Source organism: Parabacteroides sp. AF17-3 (assembly GCF_003635445.1).
GTDB classification, from domain to species: domain Bacteria; phylum Bacteroidota; class Bacteroidia; order Bacteroidales; family Tannerellaceae; genus Parabacteroides; species Parabacteroides goldsteinii.
This window is the reverse complement of sequence record NZ_QTMM01000013.1, coordinates 14445-28759: the sequence shown is the minus strand read 5'-3', so window position 1 is coordinate 28759 and position 14315 is coordinate 14445. Positions and strand designations below refer to the sequence as shown.

The following is a 14315-nucleotide window of genomic DNA, read 5'->3' as shown; positions in this document are numbered from 1 at the left end:
TTTACAGATACATAATACATATCTTTTCCATACCGGAAAAATATGGAGGAGCCTTTATTATTTTATCATTATCTTTACCTCAAAAAGTATTATGATCCGTCCAATGACATTGCATGATATCGCCGAGATCGTTGCGATCTATGCCCACTACGTGAATAACACGGTAATCACCTTCGATACGGAAGTTCCATCCGAAGCGGAAATGCGTCAGCGGCTGGCTCCCGTCATAGAAAACTTTCCGGCATGGGTCTGCGTTGAAGACGGGAAAGTTATCGGTTACTGCTATGCCCACGAATGGAAAACCAAAAAAGCCTACAACACAACCGTAGAAACGACTATCTACCTGCATCCCGACTATCCCGGCAGAGGATACGGCCGGTCATTAATGAACCAACTGATCGAAGACTGCCGCAACCGCTCATTTCATGTGCTGGTTGCCTGCATCACCATCCCCAATGCCCCCAGTGTAAAACTACACGAAAAGCTACACTTCAAACAAGTCTCCAGCTTCCATGAAGTAGGCCGCAAATTCGACCGTTGGCTGGATGTGGCCGACTATGAGCTGATTATTGAGTAATCACTCAACAATTTCTCTTTTGGCAATAGAAAGCATATATCCTATATCCGGCAATGTTTTAATAGCCAGGCTATCATCCACTAGCAAAAGAGTTCTCAATTTCGATATAAAATTATTCAAGCTAGCTTCATAAAGATCACAATCATTCCAAATTTCCTTATAAAAACAATTACGGGAAACCACTTCGCCTTGTTTTTCTATTAACAATAACAATATTTGATATTCAGTTTTACTAAGCTTCTTTATCAGTCTATTGTCAACAAGCAAATCGCGAGTCTCCTTATTCAATTGCAACCTGCCAAAAGGAACCAAGCATGAAGGTCCTGGAAAACAGGCATATTGCCGGATGTAGACAATCAGTTCTTCCATATCAAACGGCTTTTTAATATATACTTTTCCACCAGCCTCTATACCTTGAGCAATCTCATATCCTCTAACATGCGACGAAACAAATAAAATAGGAATTGTAATACCACGGGACTGTATCTCAGAAGCAAACTCAATCCCATTATCTTCCCCCATTTCAACATCCAACACTATTATATCGGGTTCAAAAGAAAGAACTGCATTTACTGCTCCATATAAAGACGATTGAAAAATGGCCTCCATCTCTTCCTCTTTTAAAAAAGACACGATCATATTTCCTAACAAAATATCATCATCGAAAACTATTACTTTTATTTTTTTGTCTGTATTTAGCATGGCAACGTTATAAAAAATGTACAACCTTTCCCCTCTACACTTTGAAAAGCGAGAGAGCCCCCCATATCCTTTATCACCCGAGCTGTATATAACAATCCCAAACCATGCCCCCTAGGCTGATTGTGGTGATCGCCTCTGCAAGATTGGATAAAAAGTTTTTTTGTAAGTTTGGCAGGTATCCCCCATCCCGTGTCTTTTATTGTAATAGTATATTCATCAGAACTGTTTTCAAGAAAAATCTCAATCGCCACATTTTCATCGGAATACTTTAATGAGTTATCCAATAGATTTGTAATGCAATTTCCCAAGTAAAAAGGATCTACATTAACCCATTCGGTTGTCAACTCATTTTCTATTGATAATACAAAATGCTTATCAGAGTAGAGTCTAGATAAATTACCTACGACGGAATTTATCAATCCTACCAAATCAACATATTCTTTTTTATATGAAATTGGTAGATCTCTCATTTTCAAAACTGATAATAAAGTTTCAATCGCATTACTCAATGTATACAATTGTGCTTTACAATTCAAAAAAGACTGTTTCTTCGCCTCATCGCATTCTTTACCTGCAAATCTGGAAATGAGCAGATAAGTTAAATTCAAAGGAGATTTCAAATCATGTATGGTTCCATATATAGCCAACATATTCGATTTCAACATCTTTTCTCTTTTCAATATATTAAGCAACAAATAAATCAGACATCCGATACTAATCACCATTGCCCAACATGAGATATCATTAATTCTTTTCATTTTCCCTATAATAAAAGAGGAGGGAATAACTGTCGAACATTGCAAAGATAAAGCATCAGAAATTTTTATACACGGAGAGATATAAACATAATCATCTTCTTTTTTCACATCGCATCCGATAGTATTGACCATCCGCCCATTTTCATATAGCTCTAATTTATAGATGAACATAAGATTGAGCGCATCCAAACGCTTTTGCAAATATTTATCCATTTCAAACAGATCAAAAGGCAAAGAGCCGACTCTCTCCTGTTGGACATAGATATTCAACAGGTTGTTGAAAAACAGGGAGTAATCTTCATAATAAGTTTTCTTCATATTATAAATCCAGATCCCCTGATTTATAATGATTGACAGGAAACCTACTATAAGGATGATGCTCGCAACTTTCATATACTACAAAATAGATACAAATATAACCAAAAAAACATCTTTGATTACTCATTTATGATATAATGGTTAGATCGCATAATACCAATGAATAGTAATTTTGCCTCAATTTAAAATTCAACAATATGAAAAAAAATTATTATTTATCTATTTTAGTGCTAATTGGCACAGTGTTATTTTCTTGTCAGTCCATATTCGACGAAGAAAGTAAAGTTTCAAACAATCCTCAAGATTATATCGGACAACTCCACAATGAAGGTATGGATTACATTTTAGATGAAATAACCCAGTTACCTAAAACAAAATCAGGAATAAGACCTGTTGACATCTCATATATCAAGCAAGCAACTATTTCTTTTATGAAGAAGAAAGAACTACTTAATAATAAAATCACGAAATCGACAGACAACTATAATCTCCCTGATTCCATTAATTTCTCCGATGTAACTATGACTAATATTCAAAAAGATTATCTCATACGTTTGATCGATATCCTATCGGTTCCCAAAGAAGCTGATTTCAAAAAAATAACCAATAATATAATTGAATTTGAAAACGAAATATTACAAAATGAAGCTATTAGCGATAATGAAAGTTTTCCTATCTTATGTGGATGTTCTGTTGCTCGTTATTCTGCAATATATTGGACTGAAAATCTAGAAAAATGGAAAGTCGAAATCATAGGGATAAAAAATTCCCAACAAAAAATCATTACAACGAAAAGCGGAGATCCTGAAGAAGGTTTTTGGGATGGCGTATGGGATATAGCGAAAGAAGATGCGATAGGTACTGCTTTGGGAGCTCTGGGAGGAGCAGGCATAGGCGGAGTAGGAGCTGTACCAGGAGCCATAGGTGGGGGATGTATCGCTTCTGGTACAGAAGCTGCTCACAAAATATTTTAAATTACAACAAGATGAAAAATATAATAAAATGGACTCTATTCGCATTATTTATCTATGCGTTCTTTTTTCTATCAAACATAATAATAGAAAGAGGAGATAACAATCTTAGCTATCTTCTTTATAGGAGCCTTATGTTCTCTTTTCCCTGTTGTTTCTTTTTCATAAATGTCACAAGATATATACAGAAGAAAAAAATAATACTCAAAGAATTATATATTAATTCTTTTTTATTTCACATCATACAATCATTAATATTCTATAAATTAAGTATTATAAATGATCTAAAATCGAACTATCTATTATCCAATATAGAAGCATTAATTCTAACTTTCATAATTCTATTAATTATAATAGGTACTGTAAAGTATAAAACAAACAAGTAACTTTAATCTAAATTAGTCTATTCTGTTTTATAAGAATAGACTAATTATTTTATCTAACAATTACTAATAAAAAGCAGATTGTACATTTCAAATAAATGGGAAACAAATCTATTACCAAGCACTTTATTAACCTGTTTATTATTTTTCTACCCCTTGATAACAAATAATATTAATTATGGATATCTAAAAGAAATATTTGTTTTCAGTATTAGTATAATATTCATTTTACATTATCTACTATTCAAAAACCGAATATTCATATACATATATGATATTTATATAGCTATAGGGATAATATACATTATTTTTAATATTAAGAACTGGGATAATGACACTTATGTAATCATCTGTTACATTATTCTGTTTTTCTGCATATCAAAGACACGATGGAATATTAATATCCTACTCATTATTATTTCAATAAGTACAATACATGCTCTCATATCAATATACAACAATTATACATCACCTTTAATTGGCATAATGAGAAACTCCGGCATAACGGGTATATATCTGGCCATAACTTATCCGATTGGATTCTATTTCTTATTGAATACCAAGGATATTATGCAGAAAATCATATATGGATCAAACTCAGTACTGATTATTATCAGCATATATCTAACAGATTCAAGAAGTGCTATTCTATCCATATCAATATGTACTATTTACATTTATATAAAGAGCAGTAACACAATAATTAATCATATAAGGAAGATTAATATAAAACAAACAACTATTTGCATTTTATTATTTACATCACTAGGTATATTATTTCTATACAATTTAATCAATCACAGAAAAGACTCTGTAGATGGTCGAATCCTTATATACAAGATAACTACAAAAATGATATTCGACAAACCCATTCTCGGTTTCGGCTATAACACTTTCTATTCTGTATATCCAGATTACCAGGCATCTTATTTCAGTACAAATCCAGATAGCAAATATAAAATATTCGCTGATAATACTAAATATGGATTTAACGAAGTTCTACAAATAGGAGCTGAGTATGGAATAATAGGAATAATACTTACATTAATATTCATAATATATTTGCTTACAATCAAAACGAATGAAAATAAGTTCATTATATCTCCTTTAAAATATTCAGTTCTATCTATATTAATAGTTTCACTATCAAGTTATCCATTAAGAAGGGTTGAAACATTATTAACAATAACAATCCTTATTGGAATACTTGCGTCATTTGAAAAAAGGATTCTTTTTTCTTTCAATAAAATACAATGCAAATTATTAATTATACTATTTTCTTTTTTCAGCTTTAGCTTCATTGGATCTATAATAAACAGAAAAAACCCATACACTATTTGGCAAAATACAAAAAACACATCAATATCGGATAAAGAAAAAATGACAATTTACAATTCTATTAAAGACAAGTTAAAATATGACACACAGTTTCTATACAATTATGCTGTCATACTATCTAAATGTCAAAAAAATGAAGAAAGCAATATTTATTTAGACAAAATATTAACGCACATGAACACATCATCTATCTGGATATTAAAAGGGAACAACTATAAAAACATCAACAATCTTCACGAAGCCATAAAATGTTATACCTACGCTTCTAAAATAGTCCCAAATAGAATCTTCCCTTTATATCAATTAATGCTTATATATATACTTTCTTATAAATCAGACAACGATAATCTGTATAAAGTTTTAAAACATTATAAAAACGACAAAGAAAAATATAACGCAGCATTATTTTTAATTAAAAATATGGCAAACAAATATACCCATAAAGTAATAATAAAAGATTTATCAGACACAAATACACATTTCTCTTTATTTGACAAACACATAAATAAAAACAATTATAAATTCATATTGGACTCTTTAAATCTGCATATCAAAACAGATCTTATGTATGACACACAATATATTGATCCTCAATATTTAATAGAAAATTGTAACAAAGCATTTTATGCATGGAAAAACTATCCTTGGTCTAAAGGATATACAAAAAGTATATTTTACGAGTATATCCTACCATATAGAATAAATAAGGAAAATCTAACAGACTGGAGATCATTCTTCATGAAACGCTATAAACCATTGATTGATACTATGAAAAATGAAAAGACAATAAAAAATATTGCGCAATTAATAATCAAAGACATTAACAATCAAATATCTTACTCCAACAATTCACTCAATATTAAACCTTCTTTAGATTACAAAGAAGCTTTTTTATCTTCAAAAGGAAACTGTTCTGTCATAGCAGATATTATAGTACTGGCATTACGATCTATGGGCATTGCATCAACGAAAGACTATATTCCCTTATGGGGGAATACAAATAATGGACATGTCGAAGTCGTTTATTTTGATGAAGATTGTAATCCAGTAATGTTGCAAACAGGAAATTGGCTAGCCGCCCATCCTCCGAAAATATTCCGACAAGTATACTCTAACACAGAATTGACTAATATTGAAATGTTTGATAATAATTACTATCTAGATGTAACAAATGAATATATAGCGACATCAAATATCAAGATTTCAATTAAATCAACACAAAAAGATATTTACTTAGCTGTATTCAATAATAATAAATGGAAAGAGATCACTAAAGGAGAAAGGATTGATGATAAATCATATAAATTTCACAATATTGGAAGATCCATTATGTATTTACCAATCTCTAAAACAGATTATGGTGGCATAAAAACAATGGGAGTCCCTCTTTCTGTTGATTTTCTTGGCAATATAAAAAAATACAAAATCAACAACAAGAACACATTACATATTAATCTCACCCAATACCTAGCTAGCCTTCACATAACAGACAATATCAATAACTATGAATTAGCTTACTGGAATATTAGTCATTGGAGTTCAATAAGTATCTCCGGAGATCAATATAAAACTCTCTATGCACAGGATGTCCCTTCAAATACAATATATATAATTCTAGACAAAAGGGACTTAAAGTTCAAAGGAAGAATTTTCACATACGATAATGATATCAAAATATGGTAATAATCTTCTTGTCATTTTTGATATTCCATTAATTTGTTTACATTAGAGACCTCTACGGAAAACCAGAAAACAAATGTCTATATACAAATATATATTATTTACAGCTATATTCTTTATTGGAATGTTAATTATAAGTTCCGTTAAAAACTTATTTTTTGGATTTGGAACTCAATTACTCTATGCTATTGAGTGTTCTTCATATTGGTTCTTTTTTACTATCATCTATACACAATGTAAAAGAAAAAATAAAATACGCTATTCCCGATATATACTTTTACTATGCTTGTCATTTATCTCTAGTACAGTGATTTGTAACCTGGCAAATGTATACACGGGAAAAATTGAAAGCCTAATAATATTACGACCATTAGTTATGAATATTTTCCTGGCCATTATTATACAGTTGTTATTGATATACCATAAGGATAACGCCTAAACAACTAACAAAAGTTCCTTATTTTGTATTCTAAATACAGTTGTCTCCTAAAGCAAATACTACTTGTTCCTAATCTGAACATACTTATCTGCTAATTTTTTGACCTGGGTAAAAAACGTTTAGCACCTAGGTCGAAAACGTTTACTACCCAGGTCAAAAAATCAACGGATAGGTATCTTTATATTAGCATACAGTTATTTTAAGATCAGAAAGAAGTAGTATTTGGGTTATAAAGAAGTAGTCGGATGGCTATACAACAGATACCTATATGAAACTGTTGCATGAAAAAATAAGAGAGTGTCAAAACAGACACATTTACCTCTTAAAAGTATTGGTTTTTCTTTGATTAACCCATAAGAGACAGGTTTTAGGTATCCATCAATTCCCGGAGTGGATAGTTATAAAAAAAGAGGACACCGCCCAAGCAATATCCTCTCTTCTTTTCTATAATAAACGTCTTACCTTCCGATAATACCCAGCTTCGAATCATTGATAAAGTCAATGATATGCTGTATTTCATCACTCATCGGCACCTGATCCTTAATCATCAGCAAGGCATCGAAAATACTGGTCTTTCCCTGGTAAACGATACGGTATGCATGACTGATATGCTTGATCACCTTTTCACTCACCCCCTGGTGGGAAAGGATTACGGAGTTGACCCCGTAGTAGGAAATCGGTTCCTGAGCCGCCACGATATAAGGAGGTACATCCTTACGGAAGCGGCAACCGGTCTGTGTCATCGACCAGGTACCGACACGGCTGCCCTGACTTGCCAATATATTACCTCCGAAGATCGCATAATCTTCAAAGAAACAATTACCGGAGACCTTGCTACCGTAACCCAATACGCAATGGTTTCCGATATGTGTATCGTGTGAAATATGCACCCCTTCATGTAGGAAATTACCATTACCGATAAAAGTCTGCCCATCCGGAGTCGTGGCACGGTTGATCACTACGTTCTCACGGATCACGTTATCATCGCCTATAACGGCTAATGTCGTGTCGCCTTTATATTTGAAATCCTGGGGTTCTGCCGCAATAACAGCCCCATTGAATACACGGTTACCTTTTCCCAGACGTGCACCACCCATGATACTGGCATGAGGCATAATCACGCAATTATCGCCAATTTCTACATTCTTATCGATGTATGCAAACGGATGAACAGTAACATTCGCTCCCAGTTTTGCACCGGCATCTACATAAGCTAACGGACTAATCATAATAATCTAAGTTTTAATGGTTATTACTCTCTTCCTCCACCAACAGCACTGTACAAGTTGATAACAGCCTGCATACGCTGAACGTTGTCGGATACTTCTGTCAATTGCGCACTAAGAAGGCTCTGCTGAGCTGACAGGATTTCCAGATAAGTTGACTGGGCTGACTGGAACAAGGCTTTCGTATAGGTTACGGCCTTTTCCAATTGCTCGATCTGTTGTCTGTCCTGAATCAACATCTTGTTGGTTGCATCGTAAAGATGCAGGGCATCGCTTACTTCCTTACCAGCTTCAAGAATTGCTTGCTGATAATTCATCTGGGCGATCTTCTCCTCTGCTTTCGATACCTTCAGGTTAGCGATCAGCTTACCATTGTTGAAGATAGGCTGTGCCAGTGAAGCCAGAGCCTGGAACATGAACTGTCCCGGATTAGCAACAGTAATACCCGAACCGTTCGTCCAACCGGCTGTTGCCGTAATATTCAAACCGGGATAGAAAGCGGCACGTGCCTTGTTTGTCGTATAGTAAGCACTGGCAAGCGACATTTCCGCAATCTTCACATCCGGACGGTTTTCCAGCAACTGCAAAGGTACGCCGGCCATGATCTCGTCGGGGATCACCTGATCTTCCAATCTGCCGCGGTCGATACGTTGCGGTGCTTTAGCCAACAGTACGGACAAAGAGTTTTCCACTTCGCGAACCTGGCGTTGCAGATTGATTAACGAAGACGAAACCTGATGGTATACGGCTTTCATCTGAACGACTGCAGCCTCGGTTGTCATACCGGCCGTCTTCATTGCTTCCATCGCGCGTACATTTTCTTTATAGATAGCAACCGTTTCGGTTGTAATCTCTACCTGACGGTCGAGCATCAGCAGGGTAAAGTAAGTATTGGCAATACCACCTATCAACTGTGAACGGACAGCCTGTTGTGAATACTGGCTCTGCAAATAGATTGCTTTCTGGTCGCGGCTTGCATTGAGCAGCTTACCAAACAGGTCGACTTCCCAATTAGCAGCAGCCGGCAAAGTATAGGCTTTTGCATAGCTGGATCCTCCCATGGTGGTCAGCGAGCCTTGCGGAGCCAGGTTCAAAGACGGAAGGAAAGATAAACGGGCAGCAGTCAGCAACGTTTTCGCTTCTTCCACACGGAGAACGGCAGCCTGCATATCCACGTTATTCGCCAGTCCTTCTTCAATCAGAGCCTGCAATTTAGGATCACGGAAAACTTCCTTCCAGGAAAGGTTTCCCATATTGGTCGTATCGGCAGCCAATGTATCCGTTACCGATACCGGATCACGATACAGACCGGACGTATCTATCGTTTCAGGACGATCATAAGCCTTGTAGATGTGGCAACTACTCAGCAGGGCAGTTGCACACATCATATATATTATTTGATTTTTCTTCATTGTCTTCTCACTTATTTTTTAGCGTACTGTTCTATTTCCGTATTCAAATCGCTGTTGTCAAGGTCTTCCCATTCGATCGGTTTCACCTTTTCCTGCAAGTACTGGAATACCACGAACAAGGCAGGAACGATCAGGATCTGGAAGATCATACCGACAAACATACCACCAATAGCGGCAGTACCCAGCGTACGGTTACCGTGAGCACCTACACCAAAGGCGAACATCATCGGCAACAAACCGACTACCATTGCCAGAGAGGTCATCAGGATAGGACGCAGACGGGCAGCGGCACCCAATACGGCAGCCCAGGTAATACTCATACCCATACGGCGACGTTCGAGGGCAAACTCTACGATCAAAATAGCATTCTTTGCCAACAGACCCATCAACATGATCAACGCGATCTGCATATAAATGTTATTCGACATTGTGCCCAATATCATCTTCAATGCCGGGATGCTACCTAACGCAGCCCAACCCTGTACAAACAGGAAGCTACCCATCAGACCGAACGGAATTGAAAGCAATACAGCCAACGGCAATACGTAACTTTCATACTGTGCACTCAGCAACAGATAAACGAACACGAAACACAAGATAAAGATCAAGCCGGTAGTACTTCCACTCGTTTCCGCCTCTTCACGTGCCATACCTCCCAACTCATAACCGAAACCGGCAGGAAGGGTGGTACTTGCCACTTCTTCCAGTGCTTTCAGTGCCTGACCGCTGGTAAATCCGTCAGCCGGGGCAACCATCAGTTTCATTGATGTATACATGTTAAAACGGCTGATGATATCCGGACCATATACTTTCTCTATTGTAATAAACTGGGAGATCGGTGCCATTTCGTTACCGTTTCTGACCTTGATATTCTTCAACGATTCCATATTCGCTCTCATAGAAGGATCGGCCTGCACCATTACACGGTACATCTTACCGAAGCGGTTGAAGTTGGAAGCATACAGACCACCATAATATCCCTGCAAAGTCATAAGGATATCGCTCGGACTGATGCCTACTTTCTTACAGGCTGCCGCATCGATATCGATCATATATTGCGGGAAGTTCGGGTTGAAAGTAGTCTGGGCCGACTTGATTTCCGGACGGGCCGTCAATGCTGCCATATAGTCTTTGGAAACATCAAAGAATTTCTCCAGGCTACCACCGGTCTTATCCTGCATATTCAACTCGATATCACTGGAAGCGGAATAACCCGGAATCATAGGCGGAGTAAAGAACAATACCTGTGCATCCTTCACCACTTTCTGGGCACGCATAAATAAACTACCGTAAACTACTTCCGCACTCTGCGTCATAGAACGTTCTTCCCAGTCTTTCAACTTGATGATGAATGAACCGTAAGAAGGTCCCTGACCACCGATAAAACTGAAACCGGTAATAGCCGTACGTGATTTCACAGCCGGGTCGGAAGCGATCAGACTATCTACACGTTCCATGATTTCCAATGTACGTTCCTGAGAAGCTCCGGGAGGTAATGTTACAGCTCCCATGATAGTACCCATATCTTCATTCGGCACCATACCGGTCGGCGTTACCTGCATGAAGAAGATCAACAGGGCAATAGAGGCAGCTACAGTTCCGAATGCCAGCCATTTCTTCTGGATAAAGAACAATACACGCTTCTTGTAACTCTTTAATAAAGAATCGTAAGCCACATTGAAAGAGGTATGGAAACGGGATACGAATGTCGTCTTCTTTTCACCGTGTTCATCATGAGGTTTCAGGAAAATAGCACAAAGTGCCGGACTCAATGTCAAGGCATTCAATGCCGACAAACCGATAGCAATAGCCATTGTCACACCGAACTGACGATAGAATATACCGGCTGTACCTCCCATGAAACTTACAGGGATAAACACGGACATCATCACCAATGTAATAGAAACAATCGCTCCGCCAAGTTCACTCATCGCATCGATAGATGCCTGTTTCGCCGATTTATATCCCTGGTCCAACTTGGCATGGACCCCCTCGACGACGACTATCGCATCATCGACCACAATCGCAATGGCAAGTACCATCGCACAAAGTGTCAACAAGTTGATACTGAATCCGATCAGTGACAACAGGAAGAATGTACCGATCAAGGCTACCGGAATCGCAATAGCAGGAATCAAGGTTGAACGTAAATCCTGCAAGAACACATATACCACAATAAACACCAGGATAAAGGCTTCCAGCAAAGTTTTGAGAACCTCATGGATAGAAGCATAAAGGAAGTCGTTGGCATTCATGGATACTTCAACCTTCATTCCCGGAGGCATAGTCGCCTCTGATCTCACCAGCAAATCCTGGATATTATTGATCGTTTCTGTTGCATTCGTTCCCGGCATCTGGTAAACGATACATGCTACTGCATTATGGCCGTTTACTTTATTTACATAGTTGTAAGTCAAACGTCCCAATTCGATATCGGCAATGTCCTTCAGACGAAGCACTTCACCGTCGGGCAATGCTTTTACTACAATATTATCAAATTCTTCTGCTGTTTGCAGACGTCCTTTATAACGGATCGTATACTGGAACGACTGGTTTCCCTGTTCACCGAAAGAACCCGGAGCAGCCTCCACGTTCTGTTCAGCCAACACGTTCGATACATCGTTAGGCACCAGCTTATATTGTGCCATTACATCCGGCTTCAACCAGATACGCATAGAATAATCGGTACCCAATACGTTGGCATCACCGACCCCCGGTACACGCTGTACTTCAGGAATCAGGTTGATCTTTGCATAGTTTTCCAGAAATTTCTGGTCGTAACGGTCTTCCGCATCATAAACGGCAAAAACAACCAGCATGGAGTTCTGACGTTTCTGGGTAGTCACACCGATCTTCGTTACTTCGGCAGGCAACAGACCTTGTGCCATCGACACACGGTTCTGAACGTTTACTGCTGCCATATCCGGATCGGTTCCCTGTTTGAAATATATGGAAATATCGGCAGAACCGTTATTGGAAGCATTTGATGTCATATACATCATGTTCTCTACCCCGTTGATCTGGTCTTCCAGCGGTGCAATCACACTATTCAATACAGTCTGCGCATTGGCACCTGTATAAGTGGCCCTTACCGAAACAGTAGGAGGCGCAATGTCCGGATATTGGGTAATAGGCAATGTGAACAAACCTAATATACCCAGGATGACAATCAGGATGGAAATCACCGTTGAAAGCACCGGACGGTTAATAAATCTATCTAATTTCATATGTTACTTTTTTATAAACGAATATCACCGGGAAAGCCCGGGTTATCCTATACCTTTAATTAATTAAAAGCTGTTTTTAAATTTCCTTCGTTCTGGTCTTTCATGGCCTGCTGGAACTTTGCAGCCTGCTCAGCCTGTGTAATCGGCGTGATTTCCTGACCGTCTCTTAAACTCTGAACGCCTTCAACAACGATCTTATCACCGGATTTCAAACCTTTAGTAACCAGATAATTCTGACCATCATCCAAAGAGGAAATCTGAATTTCAACATTTTTAATTTTATTATCGGGTTGCAGTACATATACGAATTTTTTGTCCTGGATTTCAACCGTAGCTGACTGCGGAATCATAATAATACCTTCCATGGTGTAAGGGAATACCACGTTTCCTGTTCCCCCGCTTCGCAGGATTCTTTTGTCATTCGGGAAAACGGCACGCATACTAACCGAACCGGTCGACTGGTCGATAACGCCACTGACAGCATCGATCTTACCGGTTTCTTCCAGCATCGTTCCGTCTGCCAACTGTAACTGAACGGCCGGCATCTTATCCAATTGTTCTTTCAGTGTGCCTCCGGCTTTTGTGAGCTGCAACAATTCCTTTTCCGTCATTGAGAAATAAACATATACTTCTCCGATCTCGGAAACAGTTGTCAACGGACTCGAGATAGAAGGGCTCACCAAACTTCCGATACGGTAAGGGAAAGTTCCGACAACGCCATTGGAAGGACTGGTCACTTTACAAAAAGATAAATTCTGTTCCGCACTAACCAAAGAGGCTTCTGCCTGTGCCAAGGATGCCTTTGCAGACATCAATTGGTTGACGGCTGTCTCATATTCAAAAGAACTGATAATAGCATTATTATACAGGTCTTTCTTATTCTTTTCTGTCAATGTCAACGTTTTTACGTTTGCATCTGCCATAGCAACAGCTGCTTTGGCCTGGTTCACTGCCGCCTTATACTGCGTGGGATCAATTTCAAACAAGGGCTGATCTTTACGGACCGTAGCTCCTTCATCGACACATAACTTAACAATAAAACCCGACACCTGGGGACGGACTTCAATATCCTGCGTACCTCTGATAGTCGCCGGATAGGAAGTTGTCTGATTGCTGGAAGATGAATTCACGGTCAAAACAGCATATTCACTGTCACCTAACTTCATGCCGCTCTGGCTGTTACCACAGGCGGTTAATAAAGACACTCCCAGCGCAAATAATGCAATTTGTCTACATTGGGTAATAGTAGTTCTCAACATTTGTTTATCCATAATTATAATTTAA

Annotated in this window: 9 protein-coding genes; 3 read left to right on the top strand and 6 right to left on the bottom strand. The window is 37.9% G+C overall.

Annotated features, from left to right (window positions below):
* Positions 1-91: 91 nt before the first annotated feature.
* Entirely contained in the window at positions 92-577 is a 486-nt protein-coding gene (locus DWW91_RS17230; protein ID WP_007653762.1) for a GNAT family N-acetyltransferase, read from the top strand.
* Here the strand turns inward: DWW91_RS17230 and DWW91_RS17225 are convergent, their stop codons facing one another.
* Positions 578-1279 (bottom strand): response regulator transcription factor, encoded by a 702-nt coding sequence (locus DWW91_RS17225; protein WP_010800342.1) that lies wholly within the window; start codon positions 1277-1279, stop codon positions 578-580.
* Entirely contained in the window at positions 1273-2355 is a 1083-nt protein-coding gene (locus DWW91_RS17220) for a sensor histidine kinase KdpD (RefSeq protein ID WP_224264474.1), read from the bottom strand. The genes DWW91_RS17225 and DWW91_RS17220 overlap by 7 nt, the downstream gene beginning before the upstream one ends.
* A gap of 197 nt (positions 2356-2552) precedes the next feature.
* Between DWW91_RS17220 and DWW91_RS17215 the strand changes: the two genes are divergently transcribed.
* Entirely contained in the window at positions 2553-3329 is a 777-nt protein-coding gene (locus DWW91_RS17215; protein WP_122328430.1) for a hypothetical protein, read from the top strand.
* Positions 3330-4195: 866 nt separating this feature from the next.
* Positions 4196-6730 carry an O-antigen ligase family protein gene (locus tag DWW91_RS28135; RefSeq protein ID WP_370449592.1) on the top strand — a complete coding sequence of 845 codons (2535 nt, stop codon included), beginning with the start codon at positions 4196-4198 and terminating at the stop codon, positions 6728-6730.
* Positions 6731-7624: 894 nt separating this feature from the next.
* Here the strand turns inward: DWW91_RS28135 and lpxA are convergent.
* From lpxA to DWW91_RS17175, 4 genes are read right to left on the bottom strand one after another with little or no spacing between them, the layout of a single operon-like run.
* A complete protein-coding gene (gene lpxA / locus DWW91_RS17190) occupies positions 7625-8395 on the bottom strand; it encodes an acyl-ACP--UDP-N-acetylglucosamine O-acyltransferase (RefSeq protein WP_007653781.1) in 771 nt (256 codons plus the stop codon).
* Positions 8396-8418: 23 nt separating this feature from the next.
* Positions 8419-9804: an efflux transporter outer membrane subunit gene (locus DWW91_RS17185; protein ID WP_044215243.1), complete on the bottom strand. Its 1386-nt coding sequence runs from the start codon at positions 9802-9804 to the stop codon at positions 8419-8421.
* Positions 9805-9815: 11 nt separating this feature from the next.
* On the bottom strand, positions 9816-13031 hold the full coding sequence (locus DWW91_RS17180; protein WP_007653785.1) for an efflux RND transporter permease subunit: 3216 nt from the start codon (positions 13029-13031) through the stop codon (positions 9816-9818).
* 59 nt (positions 13032-13090) lie between these two features.
* Entirely contained in the window at positions 13091-14302 is a 1212-nt protein-coding gene (locus DWW91_RS17175; protein ID WP_007653786.1) for an efflux RND transporter periplasmic adaptor subunit, read from the bottom strand.
* Positions 14303-14315: the final 13 nt, after the last annotated feature.

What these genes read in the sequence shown, in the direction of transcription:
- DWW91_RS17220 (WP_224264474.1), bottom strand. Translation starts at nt 2,355, where the DNA reads ATGAAGAAAACTTATTATGAAGATTACTCCCTGTTTTTCAACAACCTG.
- DWW91_RS17180 (WP_007653785.1), bottom strand. Translation starts at nt 13,031, where the DNA reads ATGAAATTAGATAGATTTATTAACCGTCCGGTGCTTTCAACGGTGATT.
- DWW91_RS17225 (WP_010800342.1), bottom strand. Translation starts at nt 1,279, where the DNA reads ATGCTAAATACAGACAAAAAAATAAAAGTAATAGTTTTCGATGATGAT.
- lpxA (WP_007653781.1), bottom strand. Translation starts at nt 8,395, where the DNA reads ATGATTAGTCCGTTAGCTTATGTAGATGCCGGTGCAAAACTGGGAGCG.
- DWW91_RS17185 (WP_044215243.1), bottom strand. Translation starts at nt 9,804, where the DNA reads ATGAAGAAAAATCAAATAATATATATGATGTGTGCAACTGCCCTGCTG.
- DWW91_RS28135 (WP_370449592.1), top strand. Translation starts at nt 4,196, where the DNA reads ATGAGAAACTCCGGCATAACGGGTATATATCTGGCCATAACTTATCCG.
- DWW91_RS17230 (WP_007653762.1), top strand. Translation starts at nt 92, where the DNA reads ATGATCCGTCCAATGACATTGCATGATATCGCCGAGATCGTTGCGATC.
- DWW91_RS17215 (WP_122328430.1), top strand. Translation starts at nt 2,553, where the DNA reads ATGAAAAAAAATTATTATTTATCTATTTTAGTGCTAATTGGCACAGTG.
- DWW91_RS17175 (WP_007653786.1), bottom strand. Translation starts at nt 14,302, where the DNA reads ATGGATAAACAAATGTTGAGAACTACTATTACCCAATGTAGACAAATT.